Origin of the sequence: Allomuricauda sp. CP2A (genome assembly GCF_001683915.1) — a bacterium.
Lineage (GTDB): Bacteria > Bacteroidota > Bacteroidia > Flavobacteriales > Flavobacteriaceae > Flagellimonas.
Genome location: NZ_LXTT01000132.1, coordinates 1 through 20396 on the forward strand (window position 1 = coordinate 1; position 20396 = coordinate 20396).

The following is a 20396-nucleotide window of genomic DNA, read 5'->3' on the forward strand; positions in this document are numbered from 1 at the left end:
TCTTATAGGAGACTTATTGATTTTATTGATTCACAAAAGTTTAAATTATATATAATGGGCCATTCCTGTGGTATTTCCGATCGCATATTGCTTAATACTATATTTGAACATGAAAATTGTGAATCAATTCAAATTTTCTATCATAAAAAAAGTGATGGCACTGATAATTTCACAACGATTGTACAAAATATGTCACGTCATTTTAATGATAAAAAAATGATGCGCTCCAAGATTATTAATAAAGATTTATGTTCTCCATTGCCTCAGTCCATTAGGTTTAACAAGAGAAGCTCTTAAATGAAAACTTTGACTGGGTAGTTTTTAATTTTATTGAAGTAATGCTTTTGTGAAATTAATCCCCCCGAAGCCTGCCTAACCTCCACCTGTTGTTGCATACGGTTCCCTTCGCTATCCACCACAGTCAAGGTGTAATCGCCAGGTTGAATGTCCAGTAGCAGTTCATGGAAATTTTCCGTTTTCCCCACATAGGTTTCATCCAAATACCAATAGACAATGGCATTGGACTGTTGATGGGCTAACTTCAGAATAACATCCGAAGTGGTGGTACCCAAATCTTTCGGAAGGAGCACAGCTTCATTTTTTTTCGGATAAATGAATTCCATACGTTGGTTTTCCAAGGAGGAACATCCTTGCAGATAGGGCGGTAAGGGTTTGTAATTGGGATTGGAAGATGCATAGTAGTATTCCAAAACCGGAGGCAGCACAAACCAGTATTTGGCCACCATATCTTCCAAAGGATAGCAATCTGAATTCACCCGAAACTGCTCAGAAGCATCCAAAAACAATTGCTGATGATAAGGGCAGGGGCCACTTCGGGTGCCATGGGTGGGGACGAGTTCCTTTTTGGTTGCATCACAATACACCGATGCACGATAACCACTTTCGGCACAAACCTCCACTTCCACGAGGTCGTCAAAAGGCTCTGGGAACCAACCACTGCGGGGCAACGCATCCAACACATCAAACAATATGGGGGCTGCGGCAGTGATTCCCGTTAGCCCCGGTCTTCCCTCACCATCCGCATTTCCGGCCCACACCCCAATGGCGTATTTGGGAGTCACTCCCACGGCCCAAGCATCCTTAAACCCAAAACTGGTGCCCGTTTTCCAAGCGATGGGTTGGGAAGAATCAAAAAAGTGCCAATTCTCATCCCCCTCCGGGCGGTTTACCTCATACATGGACTGAAAAGTGCTATAAATGGACCCGGCACCTACAATGGGAGAGTCAAACTGCTGCTCACCAAAATTCACTTCATCATTGGATAAATAGGTGGGTGCCACAAATTCATTGCTGAAATAGGTGCTGGAGTTATTTGTAAAATGATTCAAGCTTGATGCCAACGAAGCATAGGTTTGGGTCACTTCCCAAAGGGAACTTTCGGCCCCTCCAAGTATCAGGGAGAGGCCATAATACGATGAAGGCTTGTCCAAGGATTTCAATTGCATTTTATGCAACTTGTTATAGAATTTTTGAAGGCCATACTCCCGTAATAGTCGTACTGCAGGGACATTTAGGGAACGGGAGAGTGCCTTGCTGACAGGAACGGCACCTACATGTTTTTTGTCAAAATTTTGCGGATTGTACCCGTTGATGACGGTAGGGACATCCTCCACCAAACTATGGGGCAACACATGCCCTTCGTCCAATAGCGATGCAAACAAGAATGGCTTTAAAGTGCTTCCCGTACTTCGATTTTTGGTGATGATGTCCACATAATTGCCATGTGCCTTCCCCGAAGGGGAATTTCCCACATACCCCAAAACGTTTCGGGATTCCACATCCAAGACCAAAATGGCCAGATTATGGATTTCATTGCTTTTTAACTGCTGATAGTGCCGTTCCGCTAACAGATTGAGTTGTTGTTGTAAGGGTCTTTGGATGGAAGTGGTGATGCGTTCTCCCGGATGCTCAATGCGGATACGCTCGGTAAGGTGGGGCGCGATATCTGGAAGGGGCAGCGGTTTTTGGGGCAGGGGTTCTGAAATGGCCAATTCGTAGGTGGTTTGGTCAATGGTGCCCTTGTCCCGAAGTTTTTCCAACAGCCGGTTTCTTTTTTCCAGAAGTTCTTGTTCGTTCCGTCCGGGGAAAATCAAAGCGGGAGCGTTGGGCAAAACCGCCAAGGCAGCAGATTGCCCCCAACTCAGTTCTTTGGCCGGAATCCCAAAATACCGCCAAGCTGCGGTTTCCAACCCCACCACATTGCCACCATAGGGTGTATGGGATGCATATAGATTCAGAATTTCTTCTTTGGAATGGCTAAATTCCAACCGGGTAGCCATGAAGATTTCAATACATTTTTCCCAGTAGGTGCGACTTTTGTTCTTCCGACTGAGCCGAATGACCTGTTGGGTAATGGTACTTCCACCCCTTCGGGTCTCTTTGGTCAAATTATGCCCAATGGCCTTGATTATGGAAATGGGATTGAAGCCGGGATGCCTGTAAAAATATTCATCCTCAAACAACAAAATACTTTGCTTAAACCGTTCGGGAACGGAATCCAATTGTGGAAACCGCCATTGACCATCATTGGCGATTCGTGCACCAATCAAGGTTCCATCTGAAGCATTGACCACGGTTGAGGTAGGGTCTTCAAACAGGTTTTTGGGCAGACAAAAGAGCCACAAAATCAATAGGAGGCCCAACACAACAATCTTGAATTTGTGTTTTGCTGCAATCTTTTTTACTGGCAATAAAAAATCTCTCATCCACACCGCATCACTGTACTACTTTAATCCAATTTCCTTTGTTTCGGGCTTGATAGTTGTTATCATACATGGCTTCCACCTGGGCGCCGGGCAGATAATAATCACCCAAGAATGAAGCATTTAATTTTAGGGTAAAGGTCTTGGATTTTCTTGCCCCAAGGTCAAAATACAAATGGGTACGGTCATCCCGGGTATCCACATAATCTGCCTTGGCTGCATTTGGGTTGCCACCATCGGTATAGGAAGTATCCACAATCTCCCATCCGCTTGGAACAATATGGGTCAGGGCCAGATTGTCCACATCATCGTTGGAACTGTTAAAGACGGTAATCTGTGCCTGAAGCTCGGTACCTTGGCGCAACTCATTTACATTGATGGAATTTCCAATGGCATCCAAATAGGCCACGGAAAGGGTAAGGTTTTGTTGCTGGGCCAATTCTTCGCCCACAGGCAATTTTCCAGTTTGCGTCAAGGTGGCATAAATGGTATTGCCCTGTTTGTTGTTCACTTGTATTTCCTCTTTAAAGGATGTGATTGAAAGACTTCTTTGCGCAATGGCTCTATCGGTTTTTACGGAAACCTCTTTTCCATTGTTGGTAAAGGTCAAGTCGATGGACTTACCTCCATTTTTCTTCACCATTTTTGCCATGGACAATAGGGCAAAAGCTGTTTCTTGGGTGCTGTACCAGCTTTGGGATGATAGGTTCTTGGCCAAGGAAACGGCCAACTCCCTTTGTTGGGAATCCCCAAGAATGACCATGGTCTCCAAGGCCATGGCTCTGTTTCGGAACACGGAACCGTAGGTTCTGTAATTATAACTGTTGGCAACAAAGTTGATATTGGCTTTTTGGGCAATTGCTTGGGCCACCTCCTTCTTGCCGGCCAATGCATAAGCCGCTGCCAAGCGCCATTTGGCCTCGTTGCTTAAATTTTTGGATTCACGGAGTCGGTTCATGGCCGCCAATTCGGGTTGCTGCGCCAAAGCCAAAGTGTAGAGACGATATGCCTGAGCGATATCATTATTATAACTTGTGGCCGCATTGCTCCATTGGCGGGCTGTAGTTTTTTGGTAGCGGAGCCAGTTGCTCAAGAAAGTCAGTGGTAATTGATAGCCTTGTTGTTTGGCTTCCAACATAAAATGACCGGCATACGAAGTGCCCCAATCATCGGCATGGCCATAACCCGGCCAATAGCTTAAGCCGCCACTTGGGGTTTGGAAATCACCCAACCTGCGAATGGCTGCCTTCACGTTTTTTTCTATATCCTTTTTTCGTTCAAAAGTGATGTCCAGTACATCAGTCAAAAACAATTGCGGGAAAGCGGCGGAAGTGGTCTGTTCCACACATCCGTGGGGGTAGCGGAGCAGAAAATCCATCCGTTTTGAAAAATCCATTGGGGGAAGGGTGGAGAACTCAATAAAGGCTTCATTGGTGCCCGAAGTTCCAAAAGTTTCAAACGGAATGGTCTGGGAACTGTTACTTTCAATGGTGTACAGTTCACTTCTTGTCGTAATCGGATTGGGGTTTTCCACATCGATTTCGGTTTCGCTGCTGGCATTTTCCCCAGCCCCGGAGGCGGTCACTTGTATCGTTTGATATGCCGCAGCCAGATTGACCTTAAAATCAAAATTCACAATCTGTTCCCCAACAGCATTGAACGTAATATTTTTTGAGGTTTCCCCGATGGGTTCCAGTGCCCTACCTGCATTGATGGAAACCTTCACATTTTTCACTTTGGGTTCCATGGCAAAAACGGTCACTGGAATCGTCACTTTTTCCCCAGGAGATAGTTTCCTTGGAATTGAGGTCAGAACCATCAGCGGCTTACGAACCGGAGTGGTTTTTTCGGTATTGCCGTAGGCACTTTTTAAGTTTCCAGCCACTACCATGGTGCGGACGGAACCTACATAATTGGGCATATCAATGGTGTGCGATGCTTTTTCACCTGCTTTCAAGGTGAATGGGCCCAAATAGGTGACCACAGGTTTGAACCGCTGTGCTTTTCTATTTTTGGCACCGGCACCGATGCCACCACCACCTATCGCATAAATATTGTCCACACTGATGGAATAGGCCCCCATAACATCATCAAAAATGTCGAAAGTTTTTACCCCAAGTGCCTGTCTTGCGTAAAAAGCACTGTGAATGTCTGGCGTTTGGAATCGGGTAAGGTCCAGTAATCCTTCATCCACCACGGCCAAGGAATAGGTCATAGCTTTTTTATTGGCTTCGGAGACGGTCACCTTAAAGGATTTCTCAGGTTCCAACACATCGGGCATGGAAAGTTGCGGTTCCAAAAAAGTGGACGGGTCTTCAACCAAGAGCGGGACCACGCCGTATAATCGAATGGGCAAATCGTTGGCCACCTGCCCATGTGGCTGCAACAATGAGATATTAATATAAGCATTGGGCGCCATTTCCGCCGTAATGGGAATGGTGGCCTTGGTTTCTTTGGCCGAAGTCTCAATCCATTTTTGGGATAAGACTTCAGTTCCATTTTCAATGCTGATCAAGGCACGACCACCTCTGTCCGAGGGGAAGGTGACTATAGCCTCCTCACCCAGTTTATATTTTTCCTTGTCTGCTGAAAAAATCAAGATTTTTGAACTTTCAGCATCGTTGGAAGCGGGTCTTCGCCACCAGTTTCGATAGAAATAGGCGGTACGACCCGTAGCATGGCCGGAGGCTTCATCTATTACGCGAATCAAAAAACGGCCGCCTTCTTCATCGGGGACATTGATATTGAAATTTGCTTTTCCATCGCTTCCTGTGGTGATGCTCATTTCTTTGAACGGACGGTGTACGGTGGCATTTTCGTATCGGGAGAGATTGTCGTAACCTCGGTTCCACCACCAACGCCATTCAATTTTAAATACCTGAACTTTTAATTTCCGATTACCGGATGGATTGCCTTGGGCATCGACGGATACAAGATCAAACGAAGTGTTTTCATCGGTCAGAAAAGAACCGTATTGTTTTGCTTTTGGGGAACGAAGCCCTACAAAATGCGAGAAAGGGGCCAAATTTTTGGAGAACACATCAATGGAGAAATCACCACCACCTTCAAACACTTTTGTGGTAAAAGTGGCCTGCAGCATTCCAGGGGCATTGCCGTTGACATTTATTTTTTCGTTGATATTCAAAACCCCATTGGCGTCCAATTTGGAGGAAATCCATTGCAATTCGGTTTCATTGAAACTGCGCACAGGGTCTTGGAACACATAATCCTTAAATTTTGGAAATGCGGTTGAGGTCTGCTTCAAGGTAGCATTGATATCGATTTTAAGATTGCGTGCGGGAGCACCGTGCAGCCATTGTACCGTTGCTTTTCCGCTGTTATTGGAGTTTGCGGTCAACACGTCATCATCAAAGGAAAAATCCACCTTCAATCGGTTGGGTTTTACCGTGGCCACTTTCAAACTTTTATTGAACTGTGCGCCGCCCACCACAATTTTGGCATTCCAAGTTCCCGTAGGGGAATTGGGTTGGGTAGGAACTGGGAAATAATAGAATTTTTCCTCCTTTTTGGCATAGAGTCCATCGGATACGGGAAGGGTTCCTTCGGTGAGCACATTGCGTTGCACGAGTTTGCCACGGGCATCTGTCACCTCCAGTGCTACGGGATGCCCTTGTGGAAGGGGGTTGGCAGAATCATCCAAAACAAAGGTCAGGTGGGCCACATCTCCCGGACGGTGCACCCCTCTTTCAGTGTAGATAAAGCCTTGGAGCCCACTTTGCAATTCTTCCCCCGAAACATCAAACTTACTCAGGGAAAGGGCATTGCCGTCCATTAATTTGGCATAGGCAAAATTATTGTCTTTCTGGGCCACGGCAAAAGCAACGGTCTTTTCGCCATCGTAAATGGAAAATCCAGAGGCATCCGTGGTCACCTCGCCCAATAGTTGTTGCTGATAATTGTAGAGTTTGATATTGGTATTGGCCTCGGGTTTGGTGGTCAATAGGTTGGTGGCGGCAAAATGAAGGGAGTGATTGTTCCCTTTTTTAACGATAAGCCCCAAATCACTGCCCAAAAGATTGGTATAGGCAATTCGGGTGTCGTTATAGTAGGCCAAATGGCAAGGATTGTCCCGTTCCTCCCAATTGTAATCATAATTCCGCCAATAATAGATTTCATTGTCCCAATAGCGTTCCTCCATGGCCTCATCACTGGCGCTTTCTGAGGCATAGTCAACGGATTTTTCTTCAGTAGTTGTGGAATCGCCACAGTCATACGTAGTATGTTCTTTTTTGAAGCTGAACTCGACCCGGTACAATGAACCGGGATGAATTTTGATCAATTCGGAAAGGTCGAGGGCATGGGCTTTCCAGTAACTTGTATTTTCGTCACCGGTTTCGTCCAGCGGAATGACTTTGTAGGCCACCCTTCGCCCCACAGGTCTTAAATCTGATAAATATTCCGTAGCTATGTCATTGTTTTGAAGGTATTGCAGCATGTTGTTTTCATACACCTGTATGACCCGAACTTCCACGGCGGATAGGTTCACGGTTTCAAAATAAATGGGAGTGGATGCTGCATTGGGCAAAATGGTTCCTTTGGAAATTAAGCGGACATTGGGTTTCAACTGTTCAAAAGAGACCAGTTCTGAAAAGGTATTGCTCAGGGTGAATCCATATTCGCTCTTTATGCCTTCAAAGGCATTGACCCGTACTTCGCCCAAAATGCGGTTGGAGGGGTAGACCTTGAGTACATTGCCATCTATTTCATATCGGAGACTTTCCGCATTTTCAACGGTTACCAATCCATTTAGATTTTGATTCTGCTGCAAGGGTTCGGAAAAATTCAAGGTCAAAACCGCATTGGGAGCCGATGTGGTCTTGGCATCCATCACCACAAATTTATTCAAGCCCGGGATGGAATATTTTTCAGAACCTTCATTGTCAATGCCCAACGTTTTCCCTGTCCAGTTGATGGTCAATTCGCCATCTTCTGTTTTTCGGGCAATGCTATCAATTTTAAAACTGTAATATTGGGCGTTTTCGGAGGTGTTATCCCATTTTACAGGAACTTTTTTATCGCCTTGTTGGACTGAGAGTACACTGTTTATTTTGGAAGCCTCCAAAATATCGGAAGCATCCAGGGTCCCGGTCAAATATTGCCATTCCCTGCTATAGGATTGTAGGTTGCCCAGATTGACTTTAAAATTTGGCGTAATGGTCTTAAAACTGAAGGTGTATTTTTTAAAATCGCTCTCGATGTCCTCCATAAGTTTGTTCAGGGAGAGGGTGACCACATATTCGGTATCGGGTTTTAGGTATTCCGAAGGTTGAAAGGTAAGTTCCCTGCCATTTTCTATAAGTAGACTCCCTTCAATGCTGGGAGAAATGTTGATGTATTCCGCAGGAAGCTCTTGATTCAGTTCATATTGCGTCAATTGTTGGGCCAGAACAATTTTAATGGGAGCAGAGATGCTTTGGTTGCCATGGGTATGGTAGCTGATGTAATCTTTGAATTTGAAGAGATTGTCCGTATCACTTTGACCTGTCTTTTTTTTACAGGAAACAGCAAAAATCAGTAGAAAAACAACGGAAAATTTAAAAAGCCTTGACATACCAAAAAGGGAATTAATTACACAATACATTTAGCCAAAGCCAAGATAGCTAAAAATGGGTAGGGGGCTTGTTCTGTTTTACGGATGCCGTGTTAGGATTTACGGATGACCCTTATGGTATTTGATTTTTAGGAATATTTGTGGACTACCACCCCCCAGAAGCACCACCGCCGCCAAAACCGCCGCCGCCAAAGCCGCCACTAAATCCACCGCCACCTCCGAATCCACCGCTGCCAAAACCACCAGAGGAACCGGAGCTACGCCCCATATTGCTCAATATGATCATGTCCCAAATGTCCAAACCCCTTCCACGGCGTCCACCACCTTTGCCACCACCTTTGTTTTTTCGGCTCCAAAGAATGATTATAATCACGATGAAGAAGATGATCAGAAAAAATAGCTGCTTGGGAAACTCATTATTTCCATTAAACGAGCGGTCTTCCTTGAATTCCCCATTCAACACTTGAAAAATGGCATCGGTGCCTTTGTCCAACCCGCCGTAGTAATCTCCTTTCTTAAATTCAGGAATGATAATGGATTCTATGATGCGTTTGGACATAAAGTCGGTAAGGGAACCTTCGGTGCCATAACCGGTGTTGATGGCAATCCGTCTATCATCCCTGGCCAGAAGCACAAGTACGCCGTTATCCTCGTCGGCTTGTCCAATGCCCCATTTTTGTCCCCATTGCGCCCCCAAATAGTTGATGTTTTCCCCTTCCGTGGAACTGATGATGGCAATCACAATTTGGGTTGAGGTACTATCGGAATACCGAATCAATTTTTGTTCCAGAGCACTGCTTTGCGAAGATGACAGCAGGTCCACATAATCATAGACACTGGTCTGTTTTTGGGGTTTTTCGGGTATGGTAAATTGTCCCCAGCTTATGGAAACGCATAAAAATGCAAGTACTAAAAGGCTAGCCCTTGGATATAGCATCGCTCAACTCATTGGTATCATTATGGTCCCATGGAAAATGGGACTCCAATTCCTTTCCAGCCATTAAAATTCCCTCCACAATACCCTGTTTAAAATGTCCTTTTTTAAAATGGGAAGCCATAACATTCTTGGTAGAGTCCCAAAATCCTTTGGGAACGGCGCGATCAATGCCACTATCCCCGTAGATAACAAATTTTTTGTCATCCACGGCAACATAGATCAACACCCCATTGGCTTCCTTGGTGTTGTCCATTTTTAGAAAGTGGAACAACTGCTGCGCTCGACTAAAATGGTCTATTTTAGCGGTGCCTTCAATGTGTACACGAATTTCCCCGGAAGTGTTCTTCTCTGCCTCCAATATGGCATCGATAATGTCCTGTTCTTCTTCGGCGGTTAAAAATTCCTCAACGTGCGACATGCTTAATCAAACTCAAAGTTTACTTCAGGAACATTTTCTGCTCCGGGGTCTGCTTGGTAGCGGGGCATGTCCTCAAAACCAAACCATCCGGCCAATATTTTACCTGGAAACTTGGTGATGTGGATATCGTAGATGTTCACTTTTTCATTGTACCGATCCCGGGCCACATTGATTCTGTTTTCCGTACCTTCCAATTGGGATTGCAGTTCCAAGAAATTTTGATTGGCCTTGAGCTCTGGATAACGCTCCACAGTAACCAAAAGTCGGGATAGTGCAGAGGAAAGTCCGGTTTGGGCCTGTTGAAATTCAGCCAATTGCTCAGCGGAAATATTGTTGGCATCTATGGTTGTTGAGGTGGCCTTGGCACGGGCTTCTATTACATCGGTCAAGGTTCCTCTTTCAAAATCGGCGGCACCTTGTACGGTCTTGACCAGATTGCCAATAAGATCGTTTCTTCGTTGGTACGTACTTTCCACATTGGCCCAAGCTGTTTTGGCATCGGCCTCATATTGTACAGCGGTGTTGTTGAATCCCACGGCCCATTGGTAGAGGCCAAAGGCAATCACAACAACAATTATTAAGGGGATTAACCATTTTTTCATTTCTTCTGGTTTTAGTGTTTTATTTATAGCTGGTCTTTGATTTTTAACAATTCAGCCTTTACTTTTTGAAGTTTCTGGACGACCTCAAAGGTGGAAAGCGTCTTTTGTTTTTCTTCTTTCAGATGGGTTTTGGCACCTTCCAGCGTAAACCCCCGTTCCTTCACCAAATGATAGATCAATTGGAGGTTGTGGATATCCTGGGGGGTAAATTTACGATTGCCCTTGGCATTTTTTTTGGGTTGGAGCACGTCAAACTCTTTTTCCCAAAACCGGATCAGGGATGTGTTCACCCCAAAGGCTTTGGCCACTTCGCCAATACCATAGTAGCGTTTTTCGGGAAGTTCTACGTGCATTAATCCAAGGATTGGTTCTCTTGATTGGCAAACTTGAGCATATTGTCAAACTCTTCGGCTGTTAAACTTCCATAATAGAAGTTGATGGGGTTGATACGCTCCCCGTCCTTAAAAATCTCATAGTGTACATGGGGAGCTTCGGAACGTCCTGTGTTGCCCACAAAACCGATAAGGTCCCCCCGCTTTACTTTTTGGCCTACACTGACATTGTACTTGCTCAAGTGGGCATACAACGAAATATAGCCATATCCATGGTCAATGCGGATGTGTTTTCCATAACCCGATGACCTATTATCGGCACGGCTAATTTTGCCATCCCCGGAAGCATAAATAGGTGTGCCCCGCGGTGCGGTGAAATCCATACCCCAGTGCATTTTCCGTGCTTTGGTGAATGGGTCCGAACGCCATCCGTAACCCGATGCCATTCGGGTAAGGTCTTCATTGCTCACAGGTTGTATGGCTGGAATGGACGCCAAAAGCTTCTCCTTTTCCTCAGCCAGTTTGGCTATCTCGTCCAACGATTTGGATTGGATGACCATCTGTTTTTGGATGATGTCCAATCGCTTTGTGGCGTTTATGATGATTTCTGAATTGTTGAAGCCTTCCAAGGATTTGTAACGATTGACACCCCCAAAACCTGCTCTTCGCTGTTCTTCCGGAATGGGGTTGGCCTCAAAGTACAAACGATAGATATTGTTGTCGCGATCCTCAATATTGGCCAAAACCTGCTCCATTTGCTCCATCTTCCTGATCAGGATGTCATATTGGAGTTCATAATTTCGTACTTCACGCTCCAAGGAAAGTTCCTTGGGGGTATTAACCCATTTTGTGTTCAAAAGTATGATGAGTCCGAGAAAACCGAACAAGGCAGAACCTACCAGAAACAGAAAGAGATTTCGATATCTTTTGGATTTCTTTGGCTCAATCTTTCGATAGGAAAGTGTATCCGGGTCGTAATAGTACTTAACTTTAGACATGAATGGATTTTATCCTATTTTTGCTCACCTGTCTGCCGACAGGCAGGCTCTTTTTATCAAAACAAGCAAATATAAAAATTGTTTTGTTTAAAGTGTTAAATTTAAGAAAACCCTAGGAATTCAATGACATCCCAAGAAGTTAGAACCCAATTTTTAAACTTTTTTAAAGAAAAAAACCACAAAATAGTGCCATCAGCGCCGATGGTGATGAAAAACGACCCCACTTTAATGTTCACCAATGCTGGGATGAACCAGTTTAAGGAGTTTTTCTTGGGGAATTCCATTCCAAAGTCAAAAAGGGTTACCGATACCCAAAAATGTCTTCGCGTAAGTGGCAAGCACAACGATTTGGATGAAGTGGGCAAGGACACCTACCATCATACCATGTTTGAGATGTTGGGCAACTGGAGTTTTGGGGATTACTTTAAAAAAGAGGCTATCCACTGGGCATGGGAATTGTTGACCGAGGTCTACAAAATAGACAAGGACAGTCTTTATGTCTCCGTTTTTGAGGGGAGTGAGGATGACAAATTGGAATTGGACCAAGAAGCATACGATTTGTGGAAAGCCATTGTTCCCGAAGACCGAATCATTATGGGGAACAAAAAGGACAATTTCTGGGAAATGGGCGATCAAGGTCCCTGCGGCCCCTGTTCCGAAATCCATGTTGATATTAGGCCCAAAGAAGAAAAAGCTAAAATTTCAGGGGCATCTTTGGTGAACCAAGACCATCCGCAAGTAGTGGAAATATGGAATTTGGTGTTCATTCAATACAACCGAAAAGCCAATGGGTCTTTGGAGGACCTTCCCGAAAAGCACATCGATACCGGTATGGGCTTTGAGCGTCTGTGCATGGTACTGCAAGATGTAAAATCCAATTACGATACCGACGTTTTCACACCTTTGATTCGAGAGATTGAGACCATCACGGGTCATAAATACGGGAAAAGTGAAGAGACTGATATCGCCATCAGGGTGGTGGCCGATCATATCCGAGCTGTGGCCTTTGCCATTGCCGATGGGCAGTTGCCGAGCAATACGGGTGCAGGCTATGTGATCCGAAGGATATTGCGCCGTGCCATTCGGTATGGGTTTACTTTTTTGGGCACCAAACAACCGTTTATCCATCGCTTGGTAAAGGTGTTGAGTGAAAGTATGGGAAAAGCGTTCCCGGAACTTCCCAAGAACCATCAGTTGATTGAAAATGTGATCAAGGAAGAAGAGAACTCTTTTCTGAGCACCCTGGAACAAGGATTGGTATTATTGGACTCCGTTATAAAATCATCAAAAGGGAAGACCATTGATGGCGAAAAAGCCTTTGAACTCTACGACACCTTCGGGTTTCCCATCGACCTTACGTCCCTTATTCTGGAAGAAAAGGGATATCAATTGGATGTTGAAGGTTTTGAAAAAGCATTGAAGGCCCAAAAAGACAGGTCTAGAGCAGCATCCGAAGTATCTAAAGACGATTGGACAGTGTTGCATCAGGATTCTGAGCAGGAATTTGTGGGATATGACACCTTGGAAGCCCATGTAAAATTGGTGAAATACCGAAAAGTGAGCAGTAAAAAAGGCGGAGATCAATATCAGTTGGTCTTTAATTTGACCCCGTTTTATGCCGAAGGCGGAGGCCAAGTAGGTGACAAAGGTTATCTGGAGTCTCCCAACGGTGATGTGGTTTATATTGTGGACACCAAAAGGGAGAACAACGAGATTGTACATTTTGCAGAGAACCTCCCCAAGGATGTTTCAGGAACCTTTAAGGCTGTAGTGGACCAAGAACAACGTTTTCACACGGCCTGTAACCACACGGCAACACATTTGTTGCACCAGGCCCTGCGCGAAGTTTTGGGAGATCATGTGGAGCAAAAAGGTTCCGCGGTACATGCCAAACATTTACGGTTTGATTTCTCCCATTTCTCCAAATTGACGGTAGAGGAGTTGCGTGAAGTGGAAAACTTTGTCAATGCGCGAATTGAAGGTCAATTACCGTTGGAGGAACATAGAAATATTCCAATTAAAGAAGCTATGGAACAGGGGGCTATGGCCCTTTTTGGTGAAAAATATGGAGATACCGTCCGTACCGTCCGTTTTGGGCAATCCATTGAGCTTTGTGGAGGTACCCACGTGAAGAACACCGCGGACATTTGGCATTTTAAGATTGTCTCAGAAGGCGCTGTGGCCGCAGGAATCCGTAGGATTGAGGCCATTACCTCCGAAGCTGCCAAGGAATTCTTCTTCAAGAACAACCGCATGCTCTTTGAAATAAAGGATTTGTTGAATACCTCCCAAGACCCCGTAAAGGCCGTGGCAAGCTTGCAAGAAGAGAACAATGCCCTGAAAAAGCAGGTGGAGCAATTATTGAGGGACAAGGCAAAGGGACTCAAAAACGAATTGATCGGCGAATTAAAGGAAATCAATGGTATTCAATTTTTGGCCAAAAAGGTGGATTTGGATGCAGGTGGCATCAAGGATTTGGCCTTTGAAATGGGGGGACAGGTCAACGATTTGTTCCTGTTGTTAGCTTCCGAAAATGATGGAAAAGCGGTGCTGTCGTGTTACATTTCCAAAGATTTGGCGTCCAATAAGGGATTGAACGCGGGAAATATTGTCCGGGAACTGGGCAAACACATTCAAGGTGGGGGCGGCGGACAACCGTTCTTTGCCACAGCAGGGGGCAAAAAACCTGAAGGCATTCCGGCCGCTTTGGCAAATGCTGAGGAGATTGTTCAGGCAACAACGTAAACATGAGATTCTTCAAAATAAGAGAGTTCAACTGGAAATATATCTTTGGGGAGATATTCCTGCTGTTTGTGGGGATCAATCTGGCTATATGGTTCAATGATTGGAACACCTCCAAAACGGTTCAAAAAAACAAGGAAGTAGCTTTGGAAAAGATTGAGGAGGAAATCAAGGCAAATTTGGATCAACTGCTGGAAAATAGCACCTTGAACCAAAAAATCCCTGCATTCTTTTCTGACATGAACGACATAAGGAATAAGGATGAAGACATCATAACCTCTTCGGAAGCCATGCATGCTTTCGCAAAAAAATATTCTGAATTTGTTGAAAAGGTCGATTCAACAGCCATGGACAATGGGCTTTATCGCTATGGTTTGAACACTTCCATCAATCTTGAAATCACCGATTTGAGCAGTATTGCGTGGGATGTGTCCAAGTCTACTGGGATATTCCATGAGTTTGGATATGACTGTTTGTACGACCTTCAGGCATTGTATAACACCCAAGATTTGGTGAAAAATCAGATGGACAAGGCCACGGAAGCCCTGCGAAACAAATCCATGGAGGAATTGGTGGGCACCCTTGGATTTATGAAACAGTTGGAAGACCAACTGGAAGACCAATACAGGGATATGCTTACAAGTATTGATGACTGCAAGTAACAAGCATTTGTTTCCATGAAACTCCAAACCACAGTACCATTAAATAAGGCAGATAATCCCATCGATTATCGAAGTAAGTTGGTGCTTTTGGGCTCCTGTTTTGTGGAAAATATGGGGAACAAACTGGATTACCACAAGTTTCAACAACTACAGAACCCCTTTGGAATCCTGTTTCATCCACTGGCTATTGAAAATTTGGTGCATCGGGCGTTGGAAGATAGGCATTACACGGAGACCGAAGTTTTTGAACAGGATGGGATATGGCATTGCTTTGATGCCCATTCCGAGGTTCGGGCCAAATCCAAGGAAGCATTGCTTCAAAATATCAATCAAAAGCTCCAAGATACCCGAAAGGGGTTGCAAAATGCTTCCCATATTGTCATTACCTTGGGGACAGCGTGGGTGTATCGGTACAATACATCAAATAAAATTGTGGCCAATTGCCATAAAGTGCCCCAAAAAGAATTTTCCAAAGAATTGTTGGCTATTGATGCGGTAAAAGCCAGTCTGGAAAACTTGATTAACATGGTTGCGGAGGTTAATCCTGAAGCACAACTCATCTTTACCGTTTCACCTGTGCGCCACCTCAAGGATGGTTTTGTGGAAAACCAACAAAGTAAGGCCACTCTCATATTAGCACTTCACAAGGTTTTGTCACCTCGAGCGCAGTCGAGAGGTCTTGATTACTTTCCGGCCTACGAAATCATGATGGACGAACTCCGTGACTACCGTTTCTACGAAAAGGACATGGTGCATCCCAATGCATTGGCGGTGGACTACATTTGGGAGAAGTTCAAATCGGTTTGGATTTCTTCGGATTGCTATGCTGTTATGGAGGAAGTGGACAGTATCCAAAAAGGGCTTTTGCACCGCCCTTTTAACCCGGATTCGGAGGCACACCAAAAGTTCAGAACATCTCTCCAGTCAAAAATTACGTATCTTCAAGAGAGGTACCCTTTGATGAAATTCCAATAAATGAAAAAAGTTTTAGTAGGAGCGATAATTGCCTTAGCCTCTGTTTTGATCTATAAGTCCTGTGCCGATGAACGCGAACGGAAGACCCTCCTTCAAGAAAGTTCCATGCTCATTCAACAGGAATTGAAGAATGTCTCCAAGCTTATCGTGACCGAAGGTCATTTTGTGGAAGTCTACAATTACAAGGATTCGCGGGAACTGTTCGGTTCTTTGGTCACTGCGGATAAAAAGGCCTTGGTGGTGGCCAATGCTGAAGTTACCATTGCATACGACCTTTCCAAAATTGCGTATGAGATGGATGAAGCCAACAAAACCATAAAAATTACCAGAATTCCAGAAGCTGAAATCAAAATAAACCCCGATTTTGAATACTACGATGTTACGGCGGACTATCTGAACCCGTTTAAAGCCGGGGATTACAATTTGATCAAGAAAAATGTAAACCAGTCATTATTAAAAAAGATTGAAGCCTCTTCTTTGGTGTCCAATGCAGAAAACCGACTGCTCAGTGAACTTTCCAAAATTTATGTGTTGACCAATTCCTTGGGATGGACTTTGGTCTATGGCCAGAACAGCATTGACTCCACGGAACAACTACTTGACTTGCGAAAGACTATGGTCGATTAGTTGAATCCCGTCATCAATCAAATGGCCCACTTTGGGATTGTTTTGTTTGATGGTTTCCAGATGGTCCAAGATTTCTTGCTGAAACGCTTCATCGTTGCCCTTTTTGGCCAACTCGTACAGTTCCACGGGCAGTAGCCAATCATTGGGATGGTTTTCTTTAAGCTCTTTGAACACTTTGTTACGGGAAATGGTGGTGTTTTTTCCTTCTCTAAACTCCCTAATCTGCAAATAGTATTGTTCCAATTGTTGCCGTTCCTGACTTTTCTTTTGTTTGATGGTGGTTTCGGTGATTTCGTGGGTGATCAGGTCAAAACTGTTCAAATCGGCAGGCCCGTTGTAGGCCGAGACCACATCTTGCCCCACGGCCATGTGATACAGACCCCATTCGGGCTTAAATAGGACTTCATCATGGTATTTTACGGTGCAATCCTGAAAGGTGATCAAAATGATTTTGCCCTGAAGGTTTCGGGTCCCGGTGATGATGGTGCCTTCAACTAGTATACCTCCTTCAAACTCCAACGAAACTTGTTCCCCTTCATAAATTTTATACGCTTTTAAATCCCGTGGCCCCATATCCTCAATGGCAATGTTGATGCCCTTCAATTTTCCGATGGGCATTCCAAAACCATCAGCATGTTGGGCTATGCTATGCCCCACCAATTCCTTTTCACGGTAGGCGAGGGCCGTAGCCCCTTTGGTTTGAATATAAATGGGTTTTCCCTCATACTCCATCACTTTGTCAAAATTCCCGGATATCTGCAATCCGGTGCTGAGTTCTAGGGTACCCAATTCCTTCGATTCAATCAATTTTTGAACCCCGGAGAGCCCCCCTTTTCGCAGGGCCATGGTGTTGGCGAAATCTTCCAAAACTTGACTTAAGAATGCAAAATCTGGGGTGACGAAGAGTTGTGGTTGTGGTTTGGTAATGTCAAATTCCGTATGGGCCGCTTCAATGGAATACGGGATTTTCTTCACTTTGTCCGTCATGCACCAAGCACTTTCACCAATAGAGGACAGCAGACCAGCTCCGTAGATTTTTGGGTTTTCCACGGTACCGATAAGCCCGTACTCCACGGTCCACCAGTGCAAATTTCTGATCAGGGCCATTTCACTGGGTTTGCCCATATTTTCCTGAAGGTGCTCAATATGCTTTTCGGCCTTGTCAATCTCTTCCTGCGGGGTGCCCGCCGCTTCCTTGATGATGGATAGGTGCCGCACCGCATGGTACAATTCATAATCCTTGGCACTGGAAATGGCCTTACAGCCAATTTCCCCAAAGCGACGCAAATATTCGGCATATTCCGGATTGGCAATAATGGGGGCATGGCCCGCGCCTTCATGGATAATGTCTGGTGCTGGGGTGTATTCAATGTTTTCCAGTTGCCGTATATCTGAAGCGATGACCAGTACGTTGTATGCCTGAAATTCCATAAAGGCCGAAGGCGGGATAAACCCATCCACAGCCACAGCGGCCCAACCGATTTCCTTCAAAATGCGGTTCATGCCGTACATATTGGGGATATGATCTATGGAAATCCCGGTTTTTTGCAAGCCATCCACATATGAACTGTGCGCCACCCGACTCAGATAATCCACATTTTTGCGCATCACATAACGCCACACGGCTTGGTCAATGGGGGAATAGGTCTCATAATGTTGTGGTTTTATAAACTGCTTGAGGTGCTTGGGCAACTTGTCCAATATGGGATTCGATTCGTAGCTCATAAACGTGTTTTCCTTTTTTTAAAGGTACAAAAATGAAATGGGTTCACCTTGAACAACAGACTACTGGAAATAAAAAAACCGCCCAAAGGCGGCTTGTATATTTTAGTTGGCGGCAACTGCCGTAGTAGGCGGATATTCTTTTAGAATTTGGGAGACGAACTCACGGATGCGCTGCTCCTTCTTGTCAATATTCCTGGTGTTGTTCAAGGTGCCCACACCGCGGCCCTGCCATACCAATTCTTTTTTATTGGCATCGATGACGTCAATATAAAGGGAGCCCTCGGTGCTTGTGCTGACGTTGTTGCCCCAGCCCCAACCCCAACCAGGGCCCCAGACCCATGGGTTGTAGAATCCGCCATAACCCCAACCAAAGTTGTTGTTATAGACATCAACGCGCTCACGTTCCTTGGTAAAAATACTGATGAGCACATCGGGATTTTCAGATTTTACAAAGCCACGGGAACCCAATTCGTTCTCGATGGCACGCAGAATACGTTTTTTGTCCAAATCTGAGATTTGGGCCTTATCAATACCTGTTTTGTAAAAAGCGTAACTCTTGTATGTGTTAAAGTCCGCCTGTCTATCGTAGTCGGAAACCACTCTGACGGAGCTGCAAGAAGCCAAAAAGGTAAGTGCCAGTACGGCCAAAGTGAATAATTTTACATTTTTCATAGTACAATTTTTGAATTCATTGAGATTATTAAATAGGCCACAAATATTATGCCGAATGCGACTTTAGCGTCTCATGTTTGTTTTTGCATTGTAGCCATAAGGGCAATGTCGGCATCCACTTTCACAGCAATACCCCCTTTTTAGGAGATATTGTTCGGTGAACACCTTGTATCCCTCTTCCGAAAAGTAAAAATCGCCCTCCTCCAAGGGAATATGTTCCTTCATACGCACAACACAAGTTTGCTACATAAAGTTACGATTTTCACCTGAAAGCCCCTAGGGTTTTAAGATTGCAAAAACAGGGTTATTCACCGAAATTGTTGATGGTATTATCGGTAGTGCCCAATTTTCTCTGCATTTTGCTGTTATATTTGTAGGAAACCCATGATAGTTTTCAAGTGATATTGGTATTCAAACACTTTTTTTACAAAAACTACGTCGGACTATCCCTTTGGCCCTTCATCATATTGAAGGAAGGGTCGCTCAAGTCGGATGAGGTGCTCATCAACCATGAACGCATCCATCTAAAACAGCAGCAGGAGTTGCTTATTCTGCCTTTTTACATTCTCTATGTTTCCGAATGGCTGTTGCGTACCTTGCTCTATTTGGACAGCTATCGCGCCTACCAGAACATCAGTTTTGAGCGTGAGGCCTATGCCCATGAGAAGGACATGGACTATCTTTCCAAGAGAAAAGCCTATGGGTTCTTGAATTATTTGATGCGTTGATTCCAATTGAAAAGTAATCCAACTTTTAGTTGAGGAGCCTTTTTATTTTATCAGGGTCTTGGAAATTGCCCCAGAAATACTCAATCTCGATCAATTCATCCAAAATCCTATAAAACATCGTAGTATGTTTGGTAATGTAGGCCTCACGGCTTACACTATCGTATTGGGAAACCTTGAACATTTCCGGATTTTTCTTTATTTTTTCGATTGTCCCTTCTACCAAATCAATAAAGGCCAACGCTTCTTTTTTGGTCCACATTTCCATAAGGTAGTCCAAAATTCCATTAAAGGACTTCTTTGCCTCAAAGGTCCAAACTACTTTCACATGGAAATTCTTTTCCTAGCATTGGTTATAACAGATTTATGTTCCAAAACACGACCTGCAGCACTATCCTTTCGGCTTCGTTCCAAGGCTTGTTTGATTTCAAATGCCTTAGCCTCCTCAGGAAAAAGAAGTGTGCTCAACGTAACCATTTCGGGGACGCTGAAACTGCGTTTTTTCAGTTTGTTGTAGAAGGTTGCCCTTGAAATACCAAGCTCTTTGATAAGATGTTCCTTCTTGTATATGCTTTCCTCAATATATTTGTTGAGGTTTTCTTGCAAGTTTTTATAATTTAAGACAACGTCCAACATTTTAATCTAAATTTGTTTAGGAAACATATATAAATATATACATTTTTTTA

At 44.4% G+C, this 20396-nt stretch carries 17 protein-coding genes and 1 pseudogene; 6 read left to right on the forward strand and 12 right to left on the reverse strand.

Annotated elements, in window-relative coordinates; translation table 11 throughout:
- Positions 1 to 297, forward strand: a pseudogene (locus A7D14_RS15850) (hypothetical protein); the annotation flags it as partial.
- Here A7D14_RS15850 and pbpC read toward each other — a convergent pair.
- From pbpC to A7D14_RS15885, 7 genes are all read right to left on the reverse strand, one after another.
- The gene (pbpC, locus tag A7D14_RS15855) at positions 294 to 2726 is read right to left on the reverse strand and encodes a penicillin-binding protein 1C (protein ID WP_067036871.1); all 2433 of its coding nucleotides are present in this window, start codon (positions 2724 to 2726) and stop codon (positions 294 to 296) included. The pseudogene A7D14_RS15850 and the gene pbpC overlap by 4 nt on opposite strands.
- 10 nt (positions 2727 to 2736) lie before the next feature.
- Entirely contained in the window at positions 2737 to 8295 is a 5559-nt protein-coding gene (locus A7D14_RS15860) for an alpha-2-macroglobulin family protein (protein ID WP_067036915.1), read from the reverse strand.
- Between the two features lie 145 nt (positions 8296 to 8440).
- Entirely contained in the window at positions 8441 to 9232 is a 792-nt protein-coding gene (locus tag A7D14_RS15865; RefSeq protein ID WP_067036873.1) for a TPM domain-containing protein, read from the reverse strand.
- Complete coding sequence (locus A7D14_RS15870; protein ID WP_067036875.1) at positions 9213 to 9650, reverse strand: TPM domain-containing protein; 438 nt, start codon at positions 9648 to 9650, stop codon at positions 9213 to 9215. The genes A7D14_RS15865 and A7D14_RS15870 overlap by 20 nt, the downstream gene beginning before the upstream one ends.
- Positions 9651 to 9652: 2 nt before the next feature.
- Complete coding sequence (locus A7D14_RS15875) at positions 9653 to 10252, reverse strand: LemA family protein (RefSeq protein WP_067036877.1); 600 nt, start codon at positions 10250 to 10252, stop codon at positions 9653 to 9655.
- A 23-nt stretch (positions 10253 to 10275) separates the two neighbouring features.
- Positions 10276 to 10605 carry a MerR family transcriptional regulator gene (locus A7D14_RS15880; RefSeq protein ID WP_067036879.1) on the reverse strand — a complete coding sequence of 110 codons (330 nt, stop codon included), beginning with the start codon at positions 10603 to 10605 and terminating at the stop codon, positions 10276 to 10278.
- Positions 10605 to 11582 (reverse strand): M23 family metallopeptidase, encoded by a 978-nt coding sequence (locus tag A7D14_RS15885; protein ID WP_067036881.1) that lies wholly within the window; start codon positions 11580 to 11582, stop codon positions 10605 to 10607. The genes A7D14_RS15880 and A7D14_RS15885 overlap by 1 nt, the downstream gene beginning before the upstream one ends.
- A gap of 123 nt (positions 11583 to 11705) precedes the next feature.
- On the opposite strand from A7D14_RS15885, the gene alaS reads away from it, so the two are divergent.
- From alaS to A7D14_RS15905, 4 genes are read left to right on the forward strand one after another with little or no spacing between them, the layout of a single operon-like run.
- On the forward strand, positions 11706 to 14327 hold the full coding sequence (gene alaS / locus A7D14_RS15890; protein ID WP_067036883.1) for an alanine--tRNA ligase: 2622 nt from the start codon (positions 11706 to 11708) through the stop codon (positions 14325 to 14327).
- Between the two features lie 2 nt (positions 14328 to 14329).
- On the forward strand, positions 14330 to 14986 hold the full coding sequence (locus tag A7D14_RS15895) for a hypothetical protein (protein WP_067036885.1): 657 nt from the start codon (positions 14330 to 14332) through the stop codon (positions 14984 to 14986).
- 15 nt (positions 14987 to 15001) lie between these two features.
- Positions 15002 to 15961 carry a GSCFA domain-containing protein gene (locus A7D14_RS15900; protein ID WP_067036887.1) on the forward strand — a complete coding sequence of 320 codons (960 nt, stop codon included), beginning with the start codon at positions 15002 to 15004 and terminating at the stop codon, positions 15959 to 15961.
- Complete coding sequence (locus A7D14_RS15905; RefSeq protein ID WP_067036889.1) at positions 15962 to 16588, forward strand: DUF4230 domain-containing protein; 627 nt, start codon at positions 15962 to 15964, stop codon at positions 16586 to 16588.
- Here A7D14_RS15905 and A7D14_RS15910 read toward each other — a convergent pair.
- The 3 genes from A7D14_RS15910 to A7D14_RS20095 all read right to left on the reverse strand — a co-directional run bounded on the left by A7D14_RS15910 (position 16556) and on the right by A7D14_RS20095 (position 19210).
- Entirely contained in the window at positions 16556 to 18313 is a 1758-nt protein-coding gene (locus A7D14_RS15910; protein ID WP_067036891.1) for an aromatic amino acid hydroxylase, read from the reverse strand. The two genes, A7D14_RS15905 and A7D14_RS15910, sit on opposite strands and share 33 nt — an antisense overlap.
- Before the next feature lie 102 nt (positions 18314 to 18415).
- Positions 18416 to 18985, reverse strand: a complete 570-nt coding sequence (locus A7D14_RS15915; RefSeq protein WP_067036893.1) for a DUF4136 domain-containing protein — start codon at positions 18983 to 18985, stop codon at positions 18416 to 18418.
- 63 nt (positions 18986 to 19048) lie between these two features.
- On the reverse strand, positions 19049 to 19210 hold the full coding sequence (locus tag A7D14_RS20095; protein WP_176712435.1) for a DUF5522 domain-containing protein: 162 nt from the start codon (positions 19208 to 19210) through the stop codon (positions 19049 to 19051).
- Between the two features lie 173 nt (positions 19211 to 19383).
- Here A7D14_RS20095 and A7D14_RS15920 point away from each other — a divergent pair, with 173 nt between their 5' ends.
- Entirely contained in the window at positions 19384 to 19713 is a 330-nt protein-coding gene (locus A7D14_RS15920; protein WP_067036895.1) for a hypothetical protein, read from the forward strand.
- A gap of 25 nt (positions 19714 to 19738) precedes the next feature.
- Here A7D14_RS15920 and A7D14_RS15925 read toward each other — a convergent pair whose 3' ends face one another.
- Together A7D14_RS15925 and A7D14_RS15930 are read right to left on the reverse strand one after the other, a co-directional pair.
- A complete protein-coding gene (locus A7D14_RS15925; protein WP_067036896.1) occupies positions 19739 to 20038 on the reverse strand; it encodes a type II toxin-antitoxin system RelE/ParE family toxin in 300 nt (99 codons plus the stop codon).
- Entirely contained in the window at positions 20035 to 20346 is a 312-nt protein-coding gene (locus A7D14_RS15930; protein WP_067036899.1) for a hypothetical protein, read from the reverse strand. Before A7D14_RS15930 ends, A7D14_RS15925 begins: the two co-directional genes overlap by 4 nt.
- Between the last annotated feature and the right edge of the window lie 50 nt (positions 20347 to 20396).

Bases quoted from the DNA above. Each gene is read 5' to 3' on its own strand.
- pbpC (WP_067036871.1), bottom strand. From the start codon at position 2,726: ATGAGAGATTTTTTATTGCCAGTAAAAAAGATTGCAGCAAAACACAAA.
- A7D14_RS15860 (WP_067036915.1), bottom strand. From the start codon at position 8,295: ATGTCAAGGCTTTTTAAATTTTCCGTTGTTTTTCTACTGATTTTTGCT.
- A7D14_RS15865 (WP_067036873.1), bottom strand. From the start codon at position 9,232: ATGCTATATCCAAGGGCTAGCCTTTTAGTACTTGCATTTTTATGCGTT.
- A7D14_RS15870 (WP_067036875.1), bottom strand. From the start codon at position 9,650: ATGTCGCACGTTGAGGAATTTTTAACCGCCGAAGAAGAACAGGACATT.
- A7D14_RS15875 (WP_067036877.1), bottom strand. From the start codon at position 10,252: ATGAAAAAATGGTTAATCCCCTTAATAATTGTTGTTGTGATTGCCTTT.
- A7D14_RS15880 (WP_067036879.1), bottom strand. From the start codon at position 10,605: ATGCACGTAGAACTTCCCGAAAAACGCTACTATGGTATTGGCGAAGTG.
- A7D14_RS15885 (WP_067036881.1), bottom strand. From the start codon at position 11,582: ATGTCTAAAGTTAAGTACTATTACGACCCGGATACACTTTCCTATCGA.
- alaS (WP_067036883.1), top strand. From the start codon at position 11,706: ATGACATCCCAAGAAGTTAGAACCCAATTTTTAAACTTTTTTAAAGAA.
- A7D14_RS15895 (WP_067036885.1), top strand. From the start codon at position 14,330: ATGAGATTCTTCAAAATAAGAGAGTTCAACTGGAAATATATCTTTGGG.
- A7D14_RS15900 (WP_067036887.1), top strand. From the start codon at position 15,002: ATGAAACTCCAAACCACAGTACCATTAAATAAGGCAGATAATCCCATC.
- A7D14_RS15905 (WP_067036889.1), top strand. From the start codon at position 15,962: ATGAAAAAAGTTTTAGTAGGAGCGATAATTGCCTTAGCCTCTGTTTTG.
- A7D14_RS15910 (WP_067036891.1), bottom strand. From the start codon at position 18,313: ATGAGCTACGAATCGAATCCCATATTGGACAAGTTGCCCAAGCACCTC.
- A7D14_RS15915 (WP_067036893.1), bottom strand. From the start codon at position 18,985: ATGAAAAATGTAAAATTATTCACTTTGGCCGTACTGGCACTTACCTTT.
- A7D14_RS20095 (WP_176712435.1), bottom strand. From the start codon at position 19,210: ATGAAGGAACATATTCCCTTGGAGGAGGGCGATTTTTACTTTTCGGAA.
- A7D14_RS15930 (WP_067036899.1), bottom strand. From the start codon at position 20,346: ATGTTGGACGTTGTCTTAAATTATAAAAACTTGCAAGAAAACCTCAAC.